Source organism: Barrientosiimonas humi (assembly GCF_006716095.1).
Lineage (GTDB): Bacteria > Actinomycetota > Actinomycetes > Actinomycetales > Dermatophilaceae > Barrientosiimonas > Barrientosiimonas humi.
In genome coordinates this window covers 1,111,145-1,134,995 of sequence record NZ_VFOK01000001.1, presented here as the reverse complement: position 1 = coordinate 1,134,995, position 23,851 = coordinate 1,111,145, and the positions used below count along the sequence as shown (strand labels likewise).

At 73.4% G+C, this 23,851-nt stretch carries 23 protein-coding genes; 9 read left to right on the top strand and 14 right to left on the bottom strand.

Annotated features, from left to right (window positions below):
- Positions 1-189 precede the first annotated feature (189 nt).
- Together FB554_RS05340 and FB554_RS05335 are read left to right on the top strand one after the other, a co-directional pair.
- The gene (locus FB554_RS05340; RefSeq protein ID WP_142005027.1) at positions 190-411 is read left to right on the top strand and encodes a DUF7455 domain-containing protein; all 222 of its coding nucleotides are present in this window, start codon (positions 190-192) and stop codon (positions 409-411) included.
- A 101-nt stretch (positions 412-512) separates the two neighbouring features.
- Entirely contained in the window at positions 513-995 is a 483-nt protein-coding gene (locus FB554_RS05335) for a DUF456 domain-containing protein (protein ID WP_142005026.1), read from the top strand.
- A gap of 9 nt (positions 996-1,004) precedes the next feature.
- Here FB554_RS05335 and FB554_RS05330 read toward each other — a convergent pair whose 3' ends face one another.
- The 5 genes from FB554_RS05330 to FB554_RS05310 all read right to left on the bottom strand — a co-directional run bounded on the left by FB554_RS05330 (position 1,005) and on the right by FB554_RS05310 (position 8,180).
- The gene (locus FB554_RS05330; protein WP_142005025.1) at positions 1,005-1,475 is read right to left on the bottom strand and encodes a DUF3040 domain-containing protein; all 471 of its coding nucleotides are present in this window, start codon (positions 1,473-1,475) and stop codon (positions 1,005-1,007) included.
- Positions 1,476-2,048: 573 nt separating this feature from the next.
- Positions 2,049-3,218 carry a DNA polymerase IV gene (gene dinB, locus FB554_RS05325; protein ID WP_142005024.1) on the bottom strand — a complete coding sequence of 390 codons (1,170 nt, stop codon included), beginning with the start codon at positions 3,216-3,218 and terminating at the stop codon, positions 2,049-2,051.
- Positions 3,215-7,258 (bottom strand): DNA polymerase III subunit alpha, encoded by a 4,044-nt coding sequence (locus FB554_RS05320; protein ID WP_142005023.1) that lies wholly within the window; start codon positions 7,256-7,258, stop codon positions 3,215-3,217. Before FB554_RS05320 ends, dinB begins: the two co-directional genes overlap by 4 nt.
- A gap of 3 nt (positions 7,259-7,261) precedes the next feature.
- Positions 7,262-7,807 (bottom strand): SAV_6107 family HEPN domain-containing protein, encoded by a 546-nt coding sequence (locus FB554_RS05315; protein WP_170206786.1) that lies wholly within the window; start codon positions 7,805-7,807, stop codon positions 7,262-7,264.
- A gap of 37 nt (positions 7,808-7,844) precedes the next feature.
- Positions 7,845-8,180 (bottom strand): DUF6504 family protein, encoded by a 336-nt coding sequence (locus tag FB554_RS05310; RefSeq protein WP_142005022.1) that lies wholly within the window; start codon positions 8,178-8,180, stop codon positions 7,845-7,847.
- A gap of 177 nt (positions 8,181-8,357) precedes the next feature.
- Here FB554_RS05310 and FB554_RS05305 point away from each other — a divergent pair, with 177 nt between their 5' ends.
- Positions 8,358-8,888: a YbaK/EbsC family protein gene (locus tag FB554_RS05305; RefSeq protein ID WP_142005021.1), complete on the top strand. Its 531-nt coding sequence runs from the start codon at positions 8,358-8,360 to the stop codon at positions 8,886-8,888.
- On the opposite strand, the gene FB554_RS05300 is transcribed toward FB554_RS05305, so the two are convergent.
- On the bottom strand, positions 8,885-9,325 hold the full coding sequence (locus FB554_RS05300) for a hypothetical protein (protein WP_170206785.1): 441 nt from the start codon (positions 9,323-9,325) through the stop codon (positions 8,885-8,887). The two genes, FB554_RS05305 and FB554_RS05300, sit on opposite strands and share 4 nt — an antisense overlap.
- 397 nt (positions 9,326-9,722) lie before the next feature.
- The gene (locus FB554_RS05295; protein ID WP_142005019.1) at positions 9,723-10,598 is read right to left on the bottom strand and encodes a methylenetetrahydrofolate reductase; all 876 of its coding nucleotides are present in this window, start codon (positions 10,596-10,598) and stop codon (positions 9,723-9,725) included.
- 68 nt (positions 10,599-10,666) lie between these two features.
- On the opposite strand from FB554_RS05295, the gene FB554_RS05290 reads away from it, so the two are divergent.
- Complete coding sequence (locus tag FB554_RS05290) at positions 10,667-11,752, top strand: polyprenyl synthetase family protein (RefSeq protein ID WP_142005018.1); 1,086 nt, start codon at positions 10,667-10,669, stop codon at positions 11,750-11,752.
- A 39-nt stretch (positions 11,753-11,791) separates the two neighbouring features.
- Here FB554_RS05290 and FB554_RS05285 read toward each other — a convergent pair whose 3' ends face one another.
- Positions 11,792-12,193, bottom strand: a complete 402-nt coding sequence (locus FB554_RS05285) for an Rv2175c family DNA-binding protein (protein WP_236022280.1) — start codon at positions 12,191-12,193, stop codon at positions 11,792-11,794.
- Between the two features lie 149 nt (positions 12,194-12,342).
- Here FB554_RS05285 and FB554_RS05280 point away from each other — a divergent pair, with 149 nt between their 5' ends.
- Positions 12,343-13,473, top strand: a complete 1,131-nt coding sequence (locus FB554_RS05280; protein ID WP_142005017.1) for a lytic transglycosylase — start codon at positions 12,343-12,345, stop codon at positions 13,471-13,473.
- A gap of 59 nt (positions 13,474-13,532) precedes the next feature.
- Positions 13,533-15,593 (top strand): Stk1 family PASTA domain-containing Ser/Thr kinase, encoded by a 2,061-nt coding sequence (pknB, locus tag FB554_RS05275; RefSeq protein WP_236022279.1) that lies wholly within the window; start codon positions 13,533-13,535, stop codon positions 15,591-15,593.
- Between the two features lie 83 nt (positions 15,594-15,676).
- Here the strand turns inward: pknB and FB554_RS05270 are convergent, their stop codons facing one another.
- Positions 15,677-17,035, bottom strand: a complete 1,359-nt coding sequence (locus tag FB554_RS05270) for a class II 3-deoxy-7-phosphoheptulonate synthase (protein WP_142007438.1) — start codon at positions 17,033-17,035, stop codon at positions 15,677-15,679.
- Positions 17,036-17,153: 118 nt separating this feature from the next.
- On the opposite strand from FB554_RS05270, the gene FB554_RS05265 reads away from it, so the two are divergent.
- Positions 17,154-17,978 carry a DUF1028 domain-containing protein gene (locus FB554_RS05265; RefSeq protein WP_142005016.1) on the top strand — a complete coding sequence of 275 codons (825 nt, stop codon included), beginning with the start codon at positions 17,154-17,156 and terminating at the stop codon, positions 17,976-17,978.
- A 9-nt stretch (positions 17,979-17,987) separates the two neighbouring features.
- Here FB554_RS05265 and FB554_RS05260 read toward each other — a convergent pair whose 3' ends face one another.
- A complete protein-coding gene (locus tag FB554_RS05260) occupies positions 17,988-18,938 on the bottom strand; it encodes a lysophospholipid acyltransferase family protein (RefSeq protein WP_236022278.1) in 951 nt (316 codons plus the stop codon).
- 120 nt (positions 18,939-19,058) lie between these two features.
- Between FB554_RS05260 and FB554_RS05255 the strand changes: the two genes are divergently transcribed.
- Together FB554_RS05255 and FB554_RS05250 are read left to right on the top strand one after the other, a co-directional pair.
- The gene (locus FB554_RS05255; protein ID WP_142005015.1) at positions 19,059-19,826 is read left to right on the top strand and encodes an alpha/beta hydrolase; all 768 of its coding nucleotides are present in this window, start codon (positions 19,059-19,061) and stop codon (positions 19,824-19,826) included.
- Positions 19,823-20,446: a hypothetical protein gene (locus FB554_RS05250; RefSeq protein WP_142005014.1), complete on the top strand. Its 624-nt coding sequence runs from the start codon at positions 19,823-19,825 to the stop codon at positions 20,444-20,446. The genes FB554_RS05255 and FB554_RS05250 overlap by 4 nt, the downstream gene beginning before the upstream one ends.
- Before the next feature lie 534 nt (positions 20,447-20,980).
- Here FB554_RS05250 and FB554_RS05245 read toward each other — a convergent pair.
- The 4 genes from FB554_RS05245 to FB554_RS05230 all read right to left on the bottom strand — a co-directional run bounded on the left by FB554_RS05245 (position 20,981) and on the right by FB554_RS05230 (position 23,737).
- The gene (locus FB554_RS05245; RefSeq protein WP_142005013.1) at positions 20,981-21,712 is read right to left on the bottom strand and encodes an endonuclease/exonuclease/phosphatase family protein; all 732 of its coding nucleotides are present in this window, start codon (positions 21,710-21,712) and stop codon (positions 20,981-20,983) included.
- On the bottom strand, positions 21,709-22,710 hold the full coding sequence (locus FB554_RS05240; protein WP_142005012.1) for an ROK family glucokinase: 1,002 nt from the start codon (positions 22,708-22,710) through the stop codon (positions 21,709-21,711). Before FB554_RS05240 ends, FB554_RS05245 begins: the two co-directional genes overlap by 4 nt.
- A 63-nt stretch (positions 22,711-22,773) precedes the next feature.
- Positions 22,774-23,202, bottom strand: coding sequence for a hypothetical protein (locus FB554_RS05235; protein WP_142005011.1), 429 nt, complete (start codon positions 23,200-23,202; stop codon positions 22,774-22,776).
- An 88-nt stretch (positions 23,203-23,290) separates the two neighbouring features.
- Positions 23,291-23,737, bottom strand: coding sequence for an SRPBCC family protein (locus FB554_RS05230; RefSeq protein ID WP_142005010.1), 447 nt, complete (start codon positions 23,735-23,737; stop codon positions 23,291-23,293).
- Positions 23,738-23,851 lie beyond the last annotated feature (114 nt).

Genomic DNA, 23,851 nt, shown 5'->3' with positions numbered 1-23,851 from the left:
GGGAATCACCTCGCGTGCTTGACTGTTGTCCACTGCGAACGCACGAGACGGACCGGATCCCGGCCCCGCAGGGTCGGCCCGAGAAGTGGCGAAGGCGCAACTCCTCGGCTGGTTCGTTCGTCGTAAGGAGTAGACCCCCGTCAGGAGGTCACCGACGGCGCTTCGGCGCCAGACGAGAGGATGGTTGACATGACGACCGCCGTTGCCCCCACCCTCACTGCCGCCGACCGGTGCGACCGGTGTGGCGCCCAGGCCTTCATCCGTGCCCGCCTCGCCGGCGGGAGCGAGCTGACCTTCTGCGCGCACCACGGCCGTCGTCACCTCGACGCGCTGCGAGACGTGGCCGAAGAGATCATCGACGAGAGCGACCGGCTCACCGCCGCCGAGCGCACCCCCGAGACCCAGGCCTGACCGAGCGCCGCTCGCACAGGTCCTAGGAGGCCCCCACGCCGATCGGCGTGGGGGCCTCGTCATGCGCGGCCTCGCGGGCGCCAGCCACTAGGTTTCTCGCCATGGAACCTGTCTCGGTGCTCGCCGCCCTGCTCATCGCCGTGGGCATCGTCGGCCTGGTCATCCCCATCCTGCCCGGGCTGATCATCACCCTGCTGGGCGTGGGCATCTGGGCCCTGGAGCGTCAGGACACCGCCGGCTGGGTCGTGCTGGGCATCTGCACCCTGATCGCCGCGGTGGGCTGGATGGTGCAGTACGCCGTCCCGGGCCGGCGCATGAAGGCCGCCGGGGTGCCGACCCCGGTGCTGCTGGTCGGGGCGGTCGCCGGAGTGATCGGCTTCTTCGTGATCCCGGTGGTGGGCCTGTTCGTGGGGTTCGTGCTGGGCGTCCTCGTCGTGGAGAACGCGCGGCTGCGCAGCTGGTCGGCCGCGTGGCGGCAGACGAAGATCGCGCTGCGCGGCGTGATCATGAGCATCGGGATCGAGCTCGCGGCGGCTGTGCTGGTCGCGGTGACCTGGGTGATCGGTCTGCTGGTCACCCGCTGACGCGGGCCGTCACCACTCGTCGGAGCGGCGGCGCTTCTCCCAGCGGTCTTCCATCCGCTGCATGAAGCTGCCCTGCGACCCCCCGACGCCGGGGAGCGAGCGGCTGGGCGTGGCACCCGTGCTGCCGCCGGTGCCGCCGCGGCGCCGGCCGAAGCCCTTGCTGCGCCGGTGCGGGGTGACGGTGCCGTCGTCGCCGACGGTGCCGAGACCGGCCCGCTTCTCACCGGGGGTGAGCGCGTAGCCGCCGCCGGCGACCATCACGGCGAACCCGATCCCGCCCAGCCAGATCAGCTGGCTGGCGACGCCCAGCACGATCAGGGCCAGTCCGGCGAGCACGACGGCTCCGCCGATGATCATCCGCTTGCGCGTGTGCGTGCGCGCGGGGTCTTCGGCGAGGCGACTGACGAACTTCGGGTCGTCGTCGTACAGCGCCTGCTCCATCTGGTCGAGCAGTCGCTGCTCGTGCTCGGAGAGCGGCACTGGACACCTCCATCAGATCGTGCCGACCGGGCCTGCGGTGCGGCGTGGGACCGACCGTTCCCCCGTGTCTGTCAAGGATAGGTCGCGAGCCTTCGTGGTGGTAGGGGTGCGCCGGAAACGTGGCTCCAGAACTGGTTTCACGCCTCGATCGCCCCACCCTTTGGGACATCCCGACCGGTGTTCCTCGTCATAACGATCAACGCTCGCCCGAAGTGCCCGGCTCCCGCGAGGCGCAGCCTCGAGCAGGCGTACGCCCGTGCGGACCACCGCCGACCCGTGCGCCCCAGCGCACCCACCCACGGACCTCCGCCAAACCGTGCACACGCGTACGCCCGTGCGGACCACCGCCGCCCCGTGCGCCCCAGCGCACCCCCTGACGGTCCTCCGCCAAACCGTGCACACGCGTACGCCCGTGCGGACCTCCGCCGCCCCGTGCGCCCCAGCGCACCCCCTGACGGTCCTCCGCCAAACCGTGCACGCGCGTACGCCCGTGCGGACCACCGCCGCCCCGTGCGCCCCAGCGCACCCCCTGACGGACCTCCGCCGGAGCGGGAGCCGGGCTGGTGGGTGGGCTCAGCGGGCGGTCTGGACGAGCAGGCTCGCCGGTCGCACGGCACCGGCCCCGAACCGCGCGCTGGCCCGGTCGACCGCGCGGTCGGCGTCGGCCCAGCCGTGGGTGGGCTCGTCGAGGCGGGGCTGGACGGGGCAGCCGGCCCGGTCGATCAGCCCCTCCATGCGCACCCCCACCAGCCGCACCCGGGCGCGCTGCAGCCCGAGCGCGTCGTAGAGGTCGCGCGCGGTGGCGTAGACCTCGTGGCTGACGTCGGTGTGCTGGCGCAGCGTGCGGGACCGGGTGATGGTGGTGAAGTCGGAGAAGCGCACCTTGAGGGTGACCGTGCGGCCGACCAGCTCGGCCGAGCGCACCCGGGCGGTGGTGCGGTCGGCGAGCCGCAGCAACCGGCGATGGATCTCGACCGGGTCGTCGACGTCGCTGGAGAAGGTCTCGTCGGACCCGATCGAGCGCTCGCGCTGCTGCGGCGTGACCCGCCGGTCGTCGCGCCCCCAGGCGATCTCGTGCAGGTGCCGGCCCTGGCCGTCGCCGAGCGCCCGCCGCAGCGTCTGCACGGGGGTGTGGGCGATGTCGCCGACCGTGCGCAGCCCCAGCCGCAGCAGCACCTCCTCGGTGCGCTCGCCCACGCCCCACAGCTCGCCGACCGGCAGCGGGTGCAGGAAGGCGACCACGTCGGGCGGCGCGACCACCCGCAACCCGTCGGGCTTGGCCGCGCGGGAGGCGATCTTCGCCACGACCTTGGAGGGCGCGACCCCGACCGAGCAGGTGATGCCCTGCTCGTCGCTGACCTGGTCGCGCAGCCGGTGGGCGAGCTGCACCGGGTCTTCAGGCACCCCGGTCACGTCGAGGAACGCCTCCTCCATCGACACCGGCTCGACGAACGGGGTGACGGTGCGGAACAGCTGCATCACCGAGCCCGAGACCTGTTGGTATCGCTCGGAGTCGGGCCGCAGCACCACCAGGTGGGGGCACAGCCGCCGCGCCCTGGCCATCGGCATGCCGGAGTGCACCCCGAAGACCCGGGCGGGATAGGTGGCCGCCAGCACCACGCCCCGGTTGCCGCTGCCCCCGACCGCGACCGGGTGGCCGACCAGGTCGGGTCGCTCGATCATCGAGACCGAGGCGAAGAAGGCGTCCATGTCGGCGTGCAGGATCACGCGGTGTCGTCTCATCGGCCGGAGCTCCCGGGGCTGGAGTGCCACAGCTTGCGCGGCGCCTGACGGGTGTCGTCGCCGGCGGGCCGGATGTCGGCGTAGGGCGACTGCTTGAAGCCCGAGGCGTGCACCAGCACGCGGCGGCGGCCGTCGGCCCCGACCCCGGTGCTGCCGGCGGAGCCCTGCTCCCCCGTCACCGGTGTCATCACCGGTCGGGACGAGCGGGACCGGGCGGCCCCTGCCGCCGCGGAGTCGGCATAGGCGGCGCCGGCCTCGGCGAGCTGGCGGGCGGTCGTCTCGGCGGTGGCCAAGGCCTGTTGCACCTCGGGCAGACCGCCCAGCTGCCAGGCGTCCCACAGCGGACCGAGCTCCCAGGCGCCCGTCGCGCGCAGCGAGACCCCCCGCGGACCGGTGCGGCGCAGCACGCCCCGCACCAGCAGCAGCCAGGAGTGGAAGACGGTGGCGGCATAGGGCCCCTGGACGTCTTCGAAGAAGGTCGCGTCGACCGGACCGGTGGAGTCGTCGAGGGTGAGGAAGACGACCCGGCGGCCCGAGCGCACCGGCGGCGTCTGGGTGGCGACCTTGACTCCGGCGACCCACAGCTCGGCACCGCTGCGCCGGCGCACCAGGTCGCCCGAGCGAGCCACGTCGAGCGCCTCGAGCAGCGGCGCGTAGCGCGACACCACGTGCGTGCTGACGTCGAGCCCGAGGATCTCCAGCTCGGCCTGCACCCGCTCCTCGTCGGTCATCTCGGGCAACCCGGACCCGGCGGTGAGCTCGGGCTCGTCGCCGAGGTCGAGCAGCAGCTGGGCCGGCGGTGGCGCCGCCGGCCGGGCCGAGGGGCGGGCACCCTGCGCCTGGGCCGCGGCCAGCTGGGCGGGGTCGGGGCGCCCCGGGACCTGCGGGGTGCTGGAGGTCGGTGGCGCGCCGGGAGCCGGTGGCGCACCAGGTGCGTCGGGGGTGCCGCGCTGCTCGCGCGGCATCGGCAGCACGCGCGGGCGCCGGGTGCTGCGCCGGCCGGACGGGGTGAAGGAGTGGCTCCACCGGTCGAGCTCGCTGATGTGCAGCAGCAGGTCGCGCCGGGTCATCCGGCCACGTCGCGCGGTGTCGCGCAGGGCGTACAGGTCGTCGAAACCGCCTGCCAGCACGAGTCTTTCGACGACCGGCCGACTCACTCGGGACCGCTGCCAGAAGTCGGCGAGCGAGGCGTAGGGCTGCCCGGCGACCACCCGGTCGATCTCGGCGTCGGTGATCCCCTTGACGTCGGCGAGAGCGATGCGGATGCCGTAACCGGCGCCGCTGCGGTCGAACGAGCGCGCCAGGTCGCGCGGGTCGGCGAGGTCGGCCTCGTGCGGCGCGTGCGACACGACGGCGTCGGACTCGACCCGCTCGACGAGGTAGTCACGGCCGGAGCGGTTGACGTCGAGGCCCAGCACCCGGATGCCGAGCTGGCGGGCGTCGGCCAGGATCAGCCGCTTGGGATACATCCCCGGGTCGTGGGTGAGCACCCCGGCGAGGAAGGCCGCCGGGTGGTGCGCCTTGAGCCAGGCCGACTGGTAGGTCGGCAGGGCGAACGCCGCCGCGTGCGCCTTGCAGAAGCCGAACGAGGCGAACGCCGCCAGCACCGCCCAGATGCGGTCGACGTCGTCGGGGTCGTATCCCCGCGCCGCCGCCGCCGGCCGCCACCAGCGCTCGACCTCCTCCTGCCCGGCCGGGGAGCCCAGTGCCCGGCGCACCTCGTCGGCCTGGGCGAGGGTGACCCCGGTGGTCTCGGCGACGATCTGCAGCACCTGCTCGTGGAAGACCACGACCCCGCCGGTGCTGCGCAGCGCCGGCTCGAGGCTGGGGTGCAGGTAGGTCGGCTCGCGCCAGCCCTGCCGCGCCTCGAGGAACGGGGTGACCATGTCGGACTTCACCGGCCCCGGCCGGAACAGCGAGATGTCGATGACCAGGTCCTCGAACGTCTCGGGCGCGAACTTGCCGACCAGCTCGCGCTGGCCCGGCGACTCGATCTGGAAGCAGCCGAGCGTGCGGGTGGAGCGCACCAGCTCGAAGGTGCGCTCGTCGTCGAGCGGCACCTGGGCGCGGTCGTCGAGGTCGATGCGGGTGCCGTCGACCCGCTCGATCTCGGCGACGGCGTGCGTCATCGCCGACTGCATGCGGATGCCGAGCACGTCGAGCTTGAGCAGCCCCAGCGCCTCGACGTCGTCCTTGTCGAACTGGCTCATCGGGAACCCCAGCCAGCTGGCCTCGACCGGGGTGCGGTCGAGCAGCCCGCCGTCGGACAGCACCACGCCGCACGGGTGCAGCGCGATGTGCCGCGGCAGCCCGTCGACCCGCTCGACCAGCTCGAAGAGCAGCTCCAGCTGGGGTGCTCCCAGGCCGCGGGAGCGCAGCTCGGGAAGCTCCTGGATCGCCGACCGCGCGTCGCGCGCGCGGATGTGCGGGAAGGCCTTGGCGATGGCGTCGATCTCGACCGGAGCCATGCCGAGCGCCGACCCGACGTCGCGGATCGCGTGCCGCACCCGGTAGGTGTCCATCATCGACACGCAGGTGACCCGGTCGCCGCCGAACCGGTCGAGGATGCGCTCGTAGACCTCGGTGCGCCGGGCCGACTCGACGTCGACGTCGATGTCGGGCAGCTGGGCCCGCAGCGGGGAGCAGAACCGCTCCATCAGCAGGTCGTGGCGCAGCGGCTCGACCCCGCTGATGCCGAGCAGGTAGGTGATGATGCTGCCCGCTCCCGAGCCGCGCGCCGCCACCCGCACGTCCATCTCGCGGATCAGGTCGCACACCTTGGCGACGGTGAGGAAGTAGGTCGGGTAGCCCAGCTGCCGCACGACTCCCAGCTCGTCGTCGAGGCGCTGCTGCACCCGGCGCAGCTCGGCGTCGCGGGCGCCGGCATAGCGGGTCGGCACCGCGGCGCGGCAGCGCTCGGTCAGCACCTGCTGCGGGTCCTGCCCGGTGAGGCCGAGCACGTACGGCTCGGGCAGGTGGACGCTGCCGATGCCAAGGTCGCGGCGGGGGTGCTGGACGCACTCCTCGGCCAGTCGCTCGGTGGCGGTGAGCAGGTCGGCCGCGCGGGCGGGGCGACCGCCGACCACCCCGACCGCGTCGGCGACCTCGTGGGCGGTGCGCTGCATGACCGCGGTGGGGGCCAGGTGGCCGGCGCGGGTGATCCGGTCGAGGTGGCGGGTGTCGAGCGCGACCATGCGGCGGGCGGCGTCGAGCACGTCGACGGTGGCGGCCTCGTCGGGCGCGGCGTGCCGGGCCGCGGCGGTGAGCACCGCGGGCACCTCGGCCTCGAGCGCCAGACCCCACAGCGCCGCGGCGTGCTGGAGGCTCGCCGGCGTGCCGGGCGGACCGGCGTGGCAGACGACCTCGATCACCAGCGAGGCGGATGGCAGCAGCTGCTGCCACTGCCGCAGCAGCTCCCGGGCCAGGGCGTGCTGGCGCTGCAGCAACGCCTGCCCGACGTCGGACCAGGGTCCGAGCAGCACGGTGAGCGCCGGGGCACCCGCGCGGTCACCGTCGCCGGCCAGGGGCGACTCCCCGTCCCCTCTGCTCTCGGTCGGGCCACCGCCGGTCGGGCCACCGGTGACGACCCACCGGGCCAGCTCGGCGCGGTCGAGCAGGGGCGATCCGCGCTCCCCCGCGAGGTGGGTCGCCGAGACGACCCGGCACAGGGCGGCCCACCCGGCGCCGGGGGCGAGCCCGGCCTGCTGACCGCGGGCGAGCACGGTGATGCGCGGGTGCTGGTCGTCGCGCAGCGCCCCGCCCTTGACCGGGGCGCTGCGCCGCCGCGCGCCGCCGGCCGCCGGTGGGGGCTGCACCGGTGAGGGGCGCAGCGCGAGGTCGACACCGAGCACCGGCTCGACCCGGGCCTCGTGACAGGCCTGGGCGAAGCGGACCGCGCCGTACAGCCCGTCGCGGTCGGTGAGCGCGAGCCGGCCCTGGCCCTGCTCGACCGCCCGCGCGACCAGCTCGGCGGGTGGCGAGGCGCCGTAGCGCAACGAGAAGGAGGAGGCCACGTGCAGGTGGCTGAACTCGGCGCTCACGGCTCAGGCTCGGGTGATCGGGGTGATGCAGGTGGTGACCGAGGCCTGCACCGGCAGCCCGAGGTGGGCCAGCACCAGCTCCAGGAAGGTCTCGGCCTGCCGCACCAGGTCGTCGGCCTCGCGGACGCTCGCCTCGGCGCCGCGCTCGAGCTCCTGCCGACGCCGGGCGGTGCCGGCGAAGAACGTCGCCCACTCGGTGAGCTCGGGAGCCGCGGCCGGGATGGTCTCCCAGACGCTGCGCGGACGAGAGCGGCGACCGGCCTGGCCGCGGGCCGCGAGAAGAGCCGCCCCGGCCCGCAGCGCCGCGAGGTGGGCCAGGGTGAACCGCTCGGCCGCACCGGAGGCGTGGCAGGCGGCGAGCAGCCCGGTGCGCGAGCGCTCGACCAGCTCGAGCACGGCACCGGCGACCGGGGCCGTGGGCACGGACGAGCGCGGCGTCGCCCGTGCGGTCGGCGCGCTCGCCCTGCTCTTCGTCGTCTTCGCGGTCGCGGTCCGCACCGGGCGGGTGGCGCGGCCGGACGGGGTCGCTGCTGCGATGGGTGTGGCCATGGGCTCTTCCTCCTGCGGAAGTGGTGCGGGCGGGTGGTCAGTCGGCGACGCGCAGCAAGGTCCAGCGCACGGTGCCGCCGGTCTCGGGCGCGCACGCCAGGTCATAGGTGCCGACGCCCAGCTGCCGGCCAGGGCTGGCCTCGACGCGCCAGACGGTCTGCTCGGGCGCCACGACGGCGGCGAGCGCCGCGCTGCCCTCGGTCTGCAAGGCCGTGCGCCACCAGTCGGCCCGGGCCCGCCACCGGCTCAGCACGGCGCGCACGACGTAGAGCCGGCCGCGCCAGACGAACATCGTGGGGGTCTGCTCGGTGCCGGGCTCGCCCTCGTCGGGCACGGCGACGCGCACCTCGATCTGGTCCTGATAGCTGCGCATCGTCGCTCTCCTTCGCGTCCGGCCCCGAGCCGTCTCGGCCCGCTGCGTCACGGGCGACCGGGTGCCCGAGCACCCGCCCTGATCGAACAAATGTTCGATGCCGAGAAGAGTACCTCCGCGCTCTGACATCGCGTCAACCCCGAGCGCGGTCGCCTGCTGGGCGACTACCGTCCGGCCATGACCGCAGGCGACAGCATCGCTCCGACCACCGACAGCCCCCGGTTGCGCCAGCACGAGGGCGTGGCCCGGGTGCGGACCGTCCTGCAGGAGCAGTCCGCCCAGGGGCCGCTCGTCGACCTCGGTCAGCCCGCGCGCACGGCCGCCGAGGCGGCCGCGGCCCTCGACGTCGAGGTCGGACAGATCGCGAGCTCGCTGCTGTTCGAGGCCGAGCACGACGACGGCTCGCGGCGCCCGCTGCTGGTGCTGACGTCCGGCGGGCACCGGGTCGACGAGATCCAGGTGACCGGCCTGCTCGACCTCGCCTCACTGTCCAGAGTCGACGCCGAAACCGTCAGAGCCATCACAGGATTCGCGATCGGCGGCGTCGCCCCGGTCGGGCTGCTGCGCCCGGTCGACACCGTCGTCGACGTCTCGCTGGGGCGCTACGACCACGTGTGGGCCTCGGGTGGTCACCCGTGCGTGGTGCTGCGCACGACGTACGACGAGCTGCTGCGGATCACCGCCGGCCAGGCCGCCGAGGTCGGCTAAGGAAGCCCCCCGCGCCCACCGGTCGGCTGGACGGAGAAGGCAGGCACCTCCTGCGTGGTGATGACGTTGACTGCGACCCCGAACTGCCGGGCGAGGTCGGTGACTGCCGGCCTGGAGGGGGAGACGTCGAGGACGTCCACGGAGACGGTGCCGTACTCGACGTCGGTCCCGATGCCCACCGGGAAAGGGATCCCCTGCTTCTTGAGGGCGAGCTCGAACCGCTGCTGCTTGGCCCTCAGCTCCTTCTCGGGCACCTTCCCGGGTTCGGGGACGATTCCCTGAGAGCGCAGAGCCTGCTCGGCAGCCTTGGTGGTAGGGATCGCGTGCAGCCGACCCTGCACGATGTAGGCACCGTCTACCTGGCCGGGGTAGCTCCGCTTCACCGTCTCCAGCCGGGCACGAGCAGCGACCGCGCGTGCGTTCTGCTGTGGGTCCACAGCAGATCTCGTGCTCTCCGGAGGCGGGGGCTCGGGTACACCGCTCTCCGCAGCAGAGCCCGTCCCGGAGAGCGCCATGCCCCCAGGAGCAGTGTGCCGATGGTTGCTGCGGGGGCTGTCTTCATGATTCGTTCCCCTGCCTGCTCCTTGACCGCCGGGAGGCATCCAGTCGTGCTGCGCCGCCGCGGGGCCTTGCTTCCCCAGGGACTGGCCCCATGTGCACGGTAGCGCTCGCCGGGGCACCGCGGCGCGTCGTCAGCCTGAACCGTTGGGCGCGGTGGAACCCGCGCACGCAAGCCCCACCGGGACGGTGGCGCACCCCAACGTGGACGGCAGTTCGGCGACGACCGGGGACCACCGAGCTTGCGAGGTGGAACCCGCGAGGAGCCGAACAAATTCAGTCCTGCAGGCGGGCGAAGACCTCGAGCGTGGCGGTGGAGCGGTTCATCGTGATGAAGTGCAGCCCGGGGGCGCCCTCGGCGATCAGTCGGCGGCCGTGCTCGGTGGCGATGCGGATCCCTTCGCGGCGCACCTCGGCCGGGTCGTCCTTGACCGCCTCGATGCGCCGCAGCACCTCCTCGGCGAGCGGCTGACCGTTGAGCTCGGTCATCCGCTGCAGCTGGCCGTACCGCGTCACCGGCATCAGCGCGGGCACGATCGGCAGGTCGCTCCCCCGCGCGGCGACCAGGTCGCGCAGCCGCAGGTAGGTGTCGACGTCGGTGACCATCTGCGTCACCGCGAACTCGGCGCCGGCGTCGGCCTTGCGCACCAGCACCTCGGCGTCGTCCTCGAGGGTGCCCGACTCGGGGTGCTTGTCGGGGAAGGCCGCGACGCCGACCGTGAACGACCCCAGCGAGCGCACCAGGGTGACCAGCTCGTCGGCGTGGTCGAGGCCCTCGGGGTGCGGAGTCCAGGGCTGCCCGAGCCCGCCGGCCGGGTCGCCGCGCAGCGCCAGCACGTTGCGGATGCCCACCGCGGAGAACTCGCCGACGATCTGGCGCAGCTCGCTCACCGACGACCCGACGCAGGTCAGGTGGGCCATCGGCGTGAGCGTCGTCTCGCGGGCGATCCGGCCGGTGACCCGCACGGTGCGGTCGCGGGTGCTGCCGCCGGCGCCGTAGGTGACCGAGACGAAGGCCGGCCGCACCTGTTCGATGCGCCGGATCGACTCCCACAGCACGGCCTCGGACGCGTCGTCCTTCGGAGGGAAGAACTCGAAGCTGTACGCGGTCCGCTCGCCGGTGAGCAGCTGCGGGATCGTCGCGGCAGACATGCCGCCGATCGTACGGGCGCGGCGACGCCGTACGCTCGTGGCCACACCCGATCTCGAAGGACGATCTCGTGCCCAACCCCCTGGACGTCGAGCGGCTGCGCACCCGTGTGCAGACGTCGATCGACGCTCAGCTGAAGGCCCAGCAGCAGGTGCTGGCGCCGATCGGCACCGCCGCCGAGCCGCTGCTGCAGGCCGCGGCCGACCTGCTGCGCGGCGGCAAGCGGCTGCGCGCGGCCTTCTTCTACTGGGGATACCGCGCGGCCGGCGGCGCCGACAGCGACGCCCTGGTCACGGCGGCCAGCTCGATGGAGATGTTCCAGGCCGGCGCCCTCGTGCACGACGACGTCATGGACGACAGCGACACCCGCCGCGGCCAGCCGTCGGTGCACCGCCGCCTCGGCCGGTTGCACGCCGACCGATCCTGGCTCGGCGACACCGACCGGTTCGGCGCCGCGGGCGCGGTGCTGGTCGGCGACCTGTGCCTGACCTGGACCGACGAGCTGTACGCCACCAGCGGGCTCCCGGCCGAAGAGCTGGCTCGGGGCCGGGGCGAGTTCGATGCGATGCGCGCCCAGCTGATGGCCGGGCAGTTCCTCGACGTGCTCGAGGCGGCGCTGGGCTGGGACGACGCCCCCACCGACGAGCGCATCGCCCGCGCCCGGCACGTCGCGCGGGTCAAGAGCGCGCGCTACACCGTCGAGCAGCCGCTGCTGATCGGCGCCGCGTGCGCCGGCGGCGACGAGGCGCTGCTGGACGACCTGGCCCGCTACGGCCGCGCGCTCGGCGAGGCCTTCCAGCTGCGCGACGACCTGCTGGGCGTCTTCGGCGACCCGGCCGCCACCGGCAAGCCGGCCGGCGACGACCTGCGCGAGGGCAAGCGCACGGTGCTGATGGCGTACACCCTCGACGCGCTCGACGACGCCGACACCGAGCGGTTCGAGGCGCTGCTCGGCGACGCCGACCTCGCCGACGACGACCTGGCCTGGATGCGCGACACCATCACCGGCAGCGGCGCGGTCGAACGGGTCGAGCGGTTGATCGACGAGCTCGTCGACGTCGCGGCCGCGGCCCTGCGCAGCGCCGACATCGTCGACGACCAGGCCCGCACCGTGCTGGGCGAGCTGGTGACGCTCACCACCGAGCGCAACGCCTGACGCCGGCCCCGGGCCGCGGTGCGCCGCCGGTGACGCGGCTCAGGCCAGCAGCTCCTGCGCCCGCCGACGCACCTCGGCCTTGCGGCCCGCGCGCAGCATGTCGATGGGCGCCCCCGGCAGCGGCAGCGTGTCGTCAGGGGTGAACAACCAGGTCAGTGCCTGCCGGTCGCTGAGCCCGGCGTCGGAGAGCACGGTGAGCGTGCCGGGGATCGAGGGCAGCACCTCACCGTCCTGCACGAACCCCGCCGGCACGGCCATCACCCGGCGCTCGCCCACCCGGTGGGCGAGCACCACGCGGTCGGAGATCAGGCGCCGCGCCTCGCGCAGCCGCACGTCGATCGCCTCGGCGAAGTCGGGCACCGGCAGCCAGTCGGCGACGAGTCGCTCCAGCTCCAGGTCTTCCTCGGTGGGCGCCGGGTGGGGGTTCTGGGGCTCGGTCACCGGGCCAGCGTAGGGGCGGGGGCGGACGGCGCGCCTCCCGGAGGAGGAGGACCACCCTGGCTAGCGTCGCTGACGCCCCCGCGGCGGCACCGACGGATCCGCATCCCCCTCACCGGAGCCGACGTCTCAGCGAACGGAAGGACCACCCGATGGCCCCCGTGGACTACACCCCTCCCGCCAACCCCTACGTCTTCTCCGAGCAGGCGACCTCCGCACAGGCCCTGCAGCGTGAGACCGGCCGGCCCTGGCAGCGCTACACCGTCAGGCCCGGCGACTCCCTCGCCAAGCTCGCCGTGCGCCACCAGACGACGATCAAGGCGCTGGTGGCCAAGAACAAGCTCGAGAACCCGCGCCTGCTGCGCATCGGCACCACCATCCAGGTCCCGGGCGAGATGCCCAAGCGCTCCGCGGCCCCCGAGCCCAAGGCCAAGAAGAAGGCCTCGGACCGGTCGAAGGCCAAGAAGGAGGCCAAGGACAAGGCGCCGGCCCGCCGTACGCTCTCGCACACCGTGCGCAGGAACGACAACCTGATCTCGTTGGCCCGCTACTACGACACCAGCTGGGGCTCGATCATGAAGGCCAACCGGCTGGCCGACCCGCACCGCATCACGGTGGGTCAGAAGCTGCAGGTCCCGGTGCCGGCGAGCTTCCGCGGTGACGGCGACCAGGCGCGGTCGCCGAAGAAGGATCACAAGCACGACAGCAAGAAGAAGGACCCCAAGAAGTCCGACAAGCGCGACGACCGGCGCGGCGAGAAGAAGGACGACAAGAAGAAGGAGTCGCGCACCGCCAAGCCGTCCTCGCGCAACACCTTCCTCGGGCGCACCTACCCCGACCACGTCGTGCGGTCCGCCGAGCGCAACCGCGCCGCGCTGAAGGAGGTCGACGTGCCCTCGCGCAGCGAGACCCGCTCGCTGATCGTCTCGACCGCGCGTCGCTACGGCGTCGACCCGAAGCTGGCCCTGGCCATCTCCTGGCAGGAGTCGGGCTGGAACCAGCGGGCGGTGTCGGTGGCCAACGCCGTCGGGATCATGCAGGTCATGCCCGGCACCGGTGAGTGGTGCAGCGGGCTCGCCGGGCGCGAGCTGAACCTGATGAACCCCAAGGACAACGTGGTCGCCGGCGTGGTCTACCTGCGCTGGCTCGCCCAGAACGCCAGCAGCACCGACCAGGCGATCGCGGGGTACTACCAGGGGCTCGGCGGCGTGCGCAAGAACGGCATGTACCCCGACACCAAGAGCTACGTCCGCGCGGTCAAGGCGCACATGGCCCGGTTCTGATCCCGCCTTCTCGGCCGAGCCTGACCGGGTCCGGCCGGCCGGATTCGTACACTCAGGGAGTGTCCACCCCTTCCGCGACGACGCTCGTCGGTCAGACGATCGACGGGCGATACCAGGTGCTCGCGCACCTGGCCGACGGCGGCATGGCCACCGTCTACGTCGCGCTGGACACCCGTCTCGACCGCGAGGTCGCCCTCAAGGTCATGCGCCGCGACCTGGCCAGCGACCAGGCGTTCGTCGCCCGGTTCCGGCGCGAGGCGCGCGCGGCCGCCCGGCTGTCGCACCCGCACGTCGTCGGGGTGTACGACCAGGGCCAGGACGGTGAGCACGTCTTCCTCGCGATGGAGCTGGTGCGCGGGCGCACGCTGCGCCAGGTCATCCGCAGCGACGCCCCGCTCACCGCTCGGGCTGCCCTGGACATCGTCGAGCCGGTGCTCGAGGCGCTCGGCGCCGCGCACCGCGCCGACACGATGCACCGCGACGTCAAGCCCGAGAACGTCATCATCGGCGACGACGGCGTGGTCAAGGTGGCCGACTTCGGGCTCGCCCGGGCGCTCACGACCGAGACGCTGACCACCAATCACGACGTGCTGCTCGGCACCGCGGCCTACCTCTCCCCCGAGCAGGTCGAGCACGGGCTGGCCGACAAGCGCTCCGACGTCTACGCCGCGACGCTGATCCTGCACGAGCTGCTCACCGGCGAGAAGGCCTACGGCGGCGACACCCCGATCCACGTGGCCTACCAGCACGTGCACGGGGCGGTGCCGCGCCCGTCCGACGTCGTGCCGAGCGTGGCGGCCGAGCTCGACGAGCTGGTGGCGCTGGGGGCGGCCAAGCGCCCGGCACAGCGGCCCGACGACGCGACCGAGATGCTGCACGAGCTGCGCCGCACCCGCGCCGTGCTCGACGCCAGCGACCTGGACCGCACGCCGGACGGGCAGGACCCGCCCGAGGCCGACGCGCACCTGGCGACCGAGACCATCGGGCGCGGCAGCCGTGAGACCACCCAGCTGCGCCGCCCACCGACCGACCGCGCCCCGGTGCCCGGTGGGCCTGACAGCCCGCGCGGTCCGCGCGGTCCGCGCAAGGGCGGCCCCGCCGCACGAGGCGGCCCGGGCGGCGGGCCGGGCGGCCCCGGCGCGGGCGCTGCGCTCTCCGGACCGGCCGGGAGACCCGGCCCAGGGCGTACGTCGGGGTCGGGTTCGTCGGTCGCGCCGGCCGGCTCGTCCGACGGGCGCAGCCGCCGCGGCGTGCTGATCGGCGCGCTGCTCGCGCTGCTGCTCGTGGGCGGCGGCACCGGGTGGTGGTTCACCCTCGGACCCGGCTCGCAGGTCGCCGTGCCCGACGTCGCGGGGCTGCCCCAGGGCAAGGCCATCGGCACGATCGACGCCGCCGGCCTGCAGGCCCAGGTGTCGGAGATCTTCAGCGAGACGGTGCCGGCCGGGAGCGTCGTGCGCACCGAGCCGGCCGCCGGCGCGGACCAGCCGCGCTCGGAGTCGGTCGTGCTCCGGGTGTCCAAGGGGCCGCAGCGCTTCACGGTGCCCGAGGTCGTCGGCGCCACCCAGCAGGTCGCGACCACCCGGCTGCGCGAGGCGCGCCTGACCGTGCCGACGCCCACCCAGGAGTTCAGCGAGACCGTGCCGGCGGGCACGGTGATCCGCTCCAGCCCGGCGCGCGGCGCCCAGCTCAAGGCCGGCTCCCCCGTGCAGCTGGTCGTGAGCAAGGGCCGCCAGCCCATCGCGGTGCCCGACGTGCGCGGGCAGACCGAGGACGCCGCCCGCAGCGTGCTCACCGGCACCGGCCTCACCGTCACCACCGGTCCGCAGGAGTTCAGCGACACCGTCCCCCAGGGCAGCGTGATCAGCCAGACCCCCGCGTCGGGCAACCTGTTCCGCGGTCAGCAGGTGACGCTGGTGATCTCCAAGGGCCCCGAGATGGTCAGCGTGCCGTCGGTGCTCGACATGAGCACCACCCAGGCGCGCCAGACCCTCGAGGGCGCGGGGCTGAAGGTCAAGGTCAACCGCATCTTCGGCGGCCTGCTCGACACCGTGCGCAACCAGGACCCCACGTCCGGCACCTCGGTGCGCAAGGGCACCGAGGTGACGATCTCGGTGGTCTGAGCCGGGGTCGTACGCCCGGGGCCGGCTCGGCGGGCACCTCACCTCGGCAGGGCGGCGACCGCAGGCCGCCGCCCCGCCGCGGCTCAGGACGAGCGAGCGGTGAGCATCTCCGCGGTGAGGAACGCCAGCTCCAGGCTCTGCTGGTGGTTCAGCCGCGGGTCGCAGGCGGTCTCGTAACGCTTCTCGAGGTCGCCGTCGAGGATCTTCTCCGACCCGCCGAGGCACTCGGTCACGTCGTTGCCGGTCAGCTCGACGTGGATGCCGCCGGGGACGGTGCCGAGCGCCTGGTGCACCTCGAAGAAGCCGCGCACCTCATCGACCACGTCGTCGAACTCGCGGGTCTTGTAGCCCGAGGCCGACTCGAACGTGTTGCCGTGCATCGGGTCGCACACCCAGACCACCTGGGCACCGCTCGCGGTGACCTTCTCGACCAGCCGCGGCAGGGCGTCGCGGATCGTGCCGGCGCCCATCCGGGTGATGAAGGTGAGCCGGCCCGGCTGACGCTCGGGGTCGACCTTGTCGATGATCCGCAGCACCTCGTCGGGGTCGACGGTCGGGCCGAGCTTGACCCCGACCGGGTTGTGGATGCGCGAGACGAAGTCGAGGTGGGCCCCGTCGAGCTGGCGGGTGCGCTCGCCGACCCACACGAAGTGGCCGGAGACGGCGTACGGGTTGCCGGTGCGCGAGTCGATGCGGGTCAGCGGCCGCTCGTAGTCCAGCAGCAGCGCCTCGTGGCTGGAGAACAGCTCGACCGCCGACAGCGGGGTCGACTCGAAGTCGACGCCGCAGGCGACCATGAACTTCATGGCGCGGTCGATGTCGCGCGCCATCGACTCGTAGCGGGCGTACGCCGCGTTGGCGATGAAGCCCCGGTTCCACTCGTGCACGTGGCGCAGGTCGGCGAAGCCGCCGGTGGTGAACGCGCGCACGAGGTTCAGCGTCGCGGCCGAGGTGTGGTACGCGCGGACCAGGCGGTCGGGGTCGGGTCGGCGCGCCTCGGGGCTGAACGCGAAGTCGTTGACCATGTCGCCGCGGTAGGCCGGGAGCGTCACGTCGCCGCGCGTCTCGGTGTCCTTGCTGCGCGGCTTGGCGTACTGCCCCGCGATGCGGCCGAGCTTGATGACGGGGGTGCTGGCGCCGTAGGTCAGCACGGCCGCCATCTGCAGCAGCGTCTTGATGCGGTCGCGGATGTTGTCGGCCGTCGCCGACTCGAACATCTCGGCGCAGTCACCGCCCTGCAGCAGGAACGCCTTGCCCTGGGCGGCGTCGGAGAGCCGGTCGCGCAGGACGTCGCACTCGCCGGCGAAGACCAGCGGCGGGAGCCCGGCGAGGGTCTCGCGCACCCGCTCCAGCGAACCGTCCTGCGGCCACGTCGGCTGCTGGGCCGCGGGCAGGTCGGGCCAGCGCAGACCGGTGGTGGACGCGGGGGCTGCGGTGTCGATGCTGGTGGGGTCGAGGGTCGTACTCACTCAACAAGGGTAAACGCCGCCGTCGAGTGCCTCCCGGTCACGTCCGCTCCTCGACCGCCCTCGGGGTGGCGGCGCGACCTACGCTTCCGGCATGACCTTCTCGATCGTGGCGCGACAGGGCGATGCGTACGGCGTCGCGGTCGCGAGCAAGTTCCTCGCCGTGGGTGCGCTGGTGCCCGAGGCAGGCCCGCACGGCGCGGTCGCCACCCAGGCCTGGGGCCGGGTCGCCTACCGCCGCGAGCTGCTGGACGCCCTCGCCGACGGGCAGTCGCCGGAGGCGGCGCTGGAGCGGTGCACCGCGGCCGACGCCGGCTCGGCCACCCGGCAGCTGGGCGTGGTCGGGGCCGAGGGCGCGGCCACCTTCACCGGTGCCGAGGCGCCGGACTGGGCGGGCGGCCGCTCCGGCGAGGCCGACGACCTGGCCTGGGCGATCCAGGGGAACATCCTGGCCGGTGAGCAGGTGGTCGAGCAGATGGAGCGCACCTGGCTCGAGCGCGGCGACCTGCCGTTCGAGGCGCGGCTGGTGGCCGCGCTGCGCGCCGGCGACGAGGCGGGCGGTGACCGCCGCGGACGCCAGTCAGCGGCCGTGGTCGCCCACCAGCCCGGCCGTGGCTACGACGAGACGGGCGTCCTCGCCGACCTGCGCGTCGACGACCACCCCGACCCGGTCGCCGAGCTGACCCGGCTGCTGGACCTGCACGAGCTGTACTTCGGCCTCCCGGGCGAGCCGATCCCGCTCACCGGGCCGCTCGCCGAGGAGGTACGTCGACGGCTGGCCGAGCAAGGGCGTACGCACCAGGACCTGCGGGCGGCCCTCACCGACTGGGCCGGCGAGGTCAACCTCGAGGGTCGGCTGCTGCCGGACGGCATCGACGCCCGGGTGCTGCAGATGCTGCGTGAGCGCCCCGGCGGCTGACCGGGCCGCTCAGGCGCCTCGCGCCTGCGGGCCCGGGTCGGTGGTGGCGTCGGCGGCCGCCTCGGCGGCGAGCGCGTCGCTCTCGGACGCCTCGCTCTCGACCACCTCGACGTCGTGGACGTGCGGCAACCCCTCCGGGTCGTCGTTGATGTTGTCGTCGTCCTTGTCGTCCTTGTGCTCGTCCTTGGAGTCGTCGTGGCCGAGCCGCTGACCGATGCGGCTGGTGCCCTCCTGGATCGACTTGCCGATCGCGGCCGCGCCGCCACCGATTTCCTTGACCTTGCCGGCCAGCCGGTCCTTGACCGAGGCGGCGTAGACGTCGACGTACTCCTGCCCGGACAGCAGCATCAGCTCGTACATCACCTCGTCGGTGATCGAGCGCAGCACGAACCGGTCGTTCTCCATGCCCTCGTAGCGGGAGAAGTCCATCGGCTTCCCGATGCGCACCCCGACCCGCATGATGTTGGGCACGACCTGACCGGTGGGCTGGGCCTTGTCGGTGTCGATCATGGCGACCGGCAGCACCGGCACCCCCGCCTCCAGCGCCATCCGCGCGACACCGGTCTTGCCCTTGTAGAGGCGCCCGTCGGGCGAACGGGTGCCCTCGGGGTAGATGCCGAACAGCTCGCCCTTGCGCAGCACCTTCAGCCCCGACTCGATGGCGGCCTCGCTGGCCTTGCCGCCGGAGCGGTCGATGGGGATCTGGCCCACGCCGCGCATGAAGGCGGCGGTCGCGCGGCCCTTGAGCCCCGTGCCGGTGAAGTACTCCATCTTGGCCGGGAAGGTCACCCGGCGCTCCAGCACCAGCGGGAGGAAGATCGAGTCGGAGAACGACAGGTGGTTGCTCGCGAGGATCGCGCCGCCGGACTTGGGGACGTTGGTCTCACCGTCCACCCACGGCTTGAAGAGGAGGTTCAGGATCGGTCCGAGGACGATCTTCTTCAGGACCCAGTAGAACAACGCAACGCCTCCTCGCTGACGACGCCCGAACTCTACGGCACCACCCGGCCGCTCTTCGGGGCGTGCGCCAAATCCCTTCCGCCCGTGTGCAGCCGCGCGCTCGGGTGCAAGGATGCCGGTATGCAGATCGTGCCCGGCGCCGAGCCGCTCAGCCATGACGGATCCCGCGTCGGCGTCCTGGTGCAGCACGGGTTCACCGGCCACCCGGGCTCCATGCGCGGCATCGCCGAGCGGTGCGTCGAGCAGGGCTGGTCCGTACGCCTCCCGCGCCTCCCCGGGCACGGCACCACCTGGCAGGACCTCAACACCCGCACCTGGCCGGAGTGGTACGCCGAGGTGGCCGCGGCCTTCGCCGAGCTGCGCGAGCGCTGCGACGTCGTCGTGGCCGTCGGCATGTCGATGGGCGGCAGCCTCGTCACGCTGCTCGCCGAGGAGCAGGGCGACGCGCTCGACGGGCTGGCCCTGATCAACCCCGCCTACAAGCTGCCCGACCCGCGGCTGCGCGTGGTCGGTCTCGCCAAGTACGTCGTGCCCTCGCTCGCCGGCCTCGGCGACGACATCAAGAAGCCCGGGGTCACCGAGGGCGCCTACGACCGCACCCCGCTGCGCGCGCTGCACTCGGCGCTCGCGATGTGGAAGCAGGTCACCCGCGACCTGCCGCAGGTCACCCAGCCGGTGCTGCTGCTGCACTCGCCCCAGGACCACACCGTGCACCCGAGCAACTCCGAGCTGTTCCTGTCGCGCATCTCCTCCACCGACGTCACCGACGTGGTGCTGGAGAACAGCTACCACGTGGCCACCCTCGACTACGACGCCGAGCTGATCGAGGACCGGATCGTGGAGTTCGTCCGCCGGCTCGCCGGCGAGCCCGCCCAGGAGGGCGCATGACCGACCACCGGTCCGGACCCGAGGACGACCGCGCGCGGTTCGCCGAGATCGTGGCGCAGCTGCAGAGCGAGCCGTGGCCGGACATCGACGACCTCGACCAGGGTGACGGTGACGTCGAGCGCGACTCCGAGCACGGCTCGGGGCGCGCTTCGGGTAGTGACTCCGGGCGCGCCCCGGGCGAGGGCGAGGGGTCGGGCGACGACGGACGTACGGCGGGAGCGGGGGCGCCCGACGAAACCGACGGTGCGGGGCCGGGCCAGCCGACCGAGCCGGGCCCGGACCGGGCCCCCGAGCCGACCGCCACCGACCCGCTGGCCGGCCTGCCGAGCCAGTGGCGGATGCCGACCGGCGAGAGCATCCTCGACGAGGAGGACGGCTTCGTCCCTCCCCCGCCGCGGCCGCTGCCGGCCGGCGACCTCAACTTCTACGGCGCCATCGGCGGCCTCGTCGGCGGCCCGCTGTGGCTGCTCTACCTGTTCTTCTTCGACCGCTACGCGCGCCCCGTCTGGTGGCTGCTCGCCTGCGCGGTCTTCGTCGGCGGCCTGGTCCTGCTGATCCTGCGCCAGCCCGAGAAGCGCGACGACGACTGGGACGACGACGTCGACGGCGCGGTCCTGTAGGTCGAGTCCCCAGCTGTTCGAGTGGCCGGAGCGAGACCTCCACCAAGCTGGTCGAGTAGGGCGAGCCGCTAGGCGAGCCCGTATCGAGACCCGTCACCACGGTCTGTGGTGACCCAAAGGCGCCGGGAGGCGTGAGTACGCCTGTGGTGACGTCGGACTCGCGAGTCGCCGATGGCGTACGGCCCCAGAATGGTCACCACCTCACAGACTGGTCGGTTGCAAGTGACCAGTCTGTTAGCTCGCGACCAGTCTGAGAGATTCTGGCCAGTCTGGGCGGGGTCGGTCCTGACAGCACCCCACGATCTCGACACGACAGTGCGTTGTTGACACAAAGGGCTGCTACAGCACGCACGTCTGTCAACAACGCCAGTCCGTGTCAACAACGTCAGGCTCTGTCAGGAACGTCACCACCGCGAGCCGCCAGACCGGCCAACCACGGACCGACTCCCGCCTCCCGGCGCCTCTCGGCGACCACAGAGCCTGGTGACGGGTCTCGATACGGCCGCCTTGGAGCGCCCGCTCGACCAGGAAGGGCTACCCGGCCGCCATGGGAGGAGGGGCTTCGCTGTTCCCCACCGCCAACCCGCTGAGGTCGAGGTCGGCCCACAGCGGCAGGTGGTCGCTGGCCGCCTTGAGGTCGGCCTGGTCGAGGTCGACTTGCGGTCGGGTCGCGCGCAGCACCGGGGAGGTGAAGATCGTGTCGATCCGCTTGACGGGTGCCTTCGCCGGGAAGGTGTTGATCTCGCCGCTCGGGTCGTCCAGCCCGGCCGCGAACAGCTGCCACGCGCTGCCCTTGCTGGTCTCGTTGACGTCGCCGGCCAGCACCGCCGGCACGTTGTCGGCCAGCTCCTTGGCGTCGCGCAGCAGCTTGGCGTGCTCCGGACGCTCCTTCGCCTTCAGGCTCAGGTGGAGGCTGACGGTCACGAACGGCTGGTAGCCGGGCAGGCGGCAGGTCGCGAAGGCCCAGCCGCGCGGCTCGGCCGGGCGCACCACGGGCAGCAGCCGGTGACCGCTGGCCAGCACGTCGAGCCGCATACCGGTGAGCAGCGTCGTGCTCATCCGGCCGCGGTCGTCGCCGCCGCCCCAGGTCAGGCCGCAGTCGGCCGCGAGCGCCGAGATCCGGTGCCTCGAGAAGGGATGACGCGGCGCCTCCTGCAGGCACAGCACGTCCGGCTCCAGCGCGCGGATCACCCGCACCAGGGCATCGCGGTCGTCCTTCAGCGCACGGATGTTGTACGACACCACGCGCACGGTCGCGTCGGTCACGCCTCGTCCTCCTCGTCGGGTCGGTCGCGCAGCACGGCGTCGCGCGCCAGGTCGGCGGCGCCGACGAGCCCGGCCTCGTTGCGCAGGCTGGCCGCCAGGATGCGGGCCTCGGGCCGGTAGCCGCGACCGGCCAGGTGGCGGCGGAACGCGTCGCGCGCCGGGTCCAGCAGCAGCGGCCCGGCCTGGCTCACGCCGCCCCCGATCACGAAGGCGCCGGGGTCGAACGCGTTCGCGAGGTTGGCCAGCCCGATGCCCAGCCACTGGCCGATCTCGGCGAGCAGCTCGGCGGCGGTCGGGTCGCCCTGCTGGGCCGCCTCGGTGACCATCGGCCCGGTGATGTTGTGCACGTCGCCCCCCACCCGTGCGGCGAGGTCGGCGGCGAGCGGGCTGCCGGCGAGCACCAGCGAACGGGCCTCGCGCACGAGGGCGTTGCCGCTGGCGTACTGCTCCCAGCAGCCGCGGTTGCCGCACTCGCAGCGGTGGCCGCCGGGCATGACCTGCATGTGCCCGAACTCCCCCGCGATGCCGAACCGGCCGCGCTGGATCTTCTCGTCGAGCAGTACGGCGCCGCCGATGCCGGTGCCGAGCGTGACCATCACCAGGTGCGACTCGCCGCGACCGACCCCGAAGCGCCACTCGGCCCAGCAGGCGGCGTTGGCGTCGTTGTCGACGAAGACCGGCAGGTCGACCCGGCGGGCGAGCGCGTCGCGCAGCGGCTCGTGGCGCCAGGACAGGTGCGGCGCGAAGACCACGGTCGCCCGGTCGGCCGCGACGAACCCCGCGGCGCCGATCCCGACGGCACTGACCGGAGCGTCCTCGGCCTCGACGAGCTCCTGCACGACGTCGACGATCATGTCCTCGACGACGTGCGGGGCGGTCGAGCGATGCGGGGTGTCCCGGCGGGCCCGCAGCAGCACCTCGCCGTTCTCGTCGACGACTCCCCCGGCGACCTTGGTGCCCCCGATGTCGATCCCGATCGCCCGGGTGGGCGTGGTCATGCCTCCTCCTTCTGCCGCGGCTGGCGCGCTCAGCGGCGTCGAGCGAGACCGATCATGCCAGCGTCAGGACTGCTCGTCGTCGTCGGCGGCCGGGGGCTTGTCGCCGCTGGTGCCCGCCTGCTCGGCGCGGCGCTGGGCGGCGAACGACTGCAGCGAGCCGGCGACCATGCTCACCAGGTCGGCGACCTTCTCGATCGTCTCGGGCTGCACCTCCGCGACGAAGGTCGCGACCCGGCAGACGGGGCAGAGACCGCACACGCTGGAGACCGCGTCGTTGCTGCAGCCGCACGTGACGGGCCCGGCAGCGGCGTCGCCGCCTGGAGCGGAGTCGTCGCCGCCGAGCGGGTCGGTCTCGGCCGGGTCGGCGCCGGCGGGGTGCTCGCGCGAGCCGGCCAGGTCGCCGCCCAGGGCGGCGAGGGCCGACACCAGGCGTACGGCCTCGTCGGCGACCGACGACACGGCGTCGCGGTCGGCGGACTCCTTCTCGCTCACGGCCCCTCCTGCGGCAGCGGGTCGCGCCACGGACGGGTGCGCCCGGGCGAAGCTCCCGGGAGCCTACCCGCGGGCGGCCCGCTGCCCCTCACGCCTCGGCGCGCTTCTTCAGCTCCTTGAGCGCGGTGTCGATGATCATCTTCTCGGCCTTGCGGCGCAGCGCCCCGATCATCGGGATGGTGACCTCGACGGCCAGCTGGTAGTCGACCTTGGTGGAGCCGCCGCCGGTCGACTGCAGGGTGTAGGCGCCGTCGAGCGCACGCAGCAGGTTGGCCTTGACCAGCGTCCACGACACGGTGCCGGTGCCGTCCTCGTCGACGTCCCAGTCGTAACCGAGGGTGTAGGTGTCCTTCACGACGCCGGCGTCCAGCTCGAACTCGACCTGCTCGGCCCACCCGTCGGCGTCCTCGCTCACGACGGTGGCTCGCTTCACCTGCCCGGCCCACTCGGGGTAGGCGTCGAAGTCGGCGATGATGTCGAGCACCGTCTCCGGAGCGGCGTCGATGGTGATCGAGGACTGAGTGCTGTCGGCCATGCGGGCACTGTAGACGCCGCGCTGCGGCGCCGGGCCTGCACCGCAAGGGTCGTTGGACGCCGTCGCGGGCGGCGGTAGTGTCCGGCTCGTGCCCGGAGATCCCTGGGCGACGCG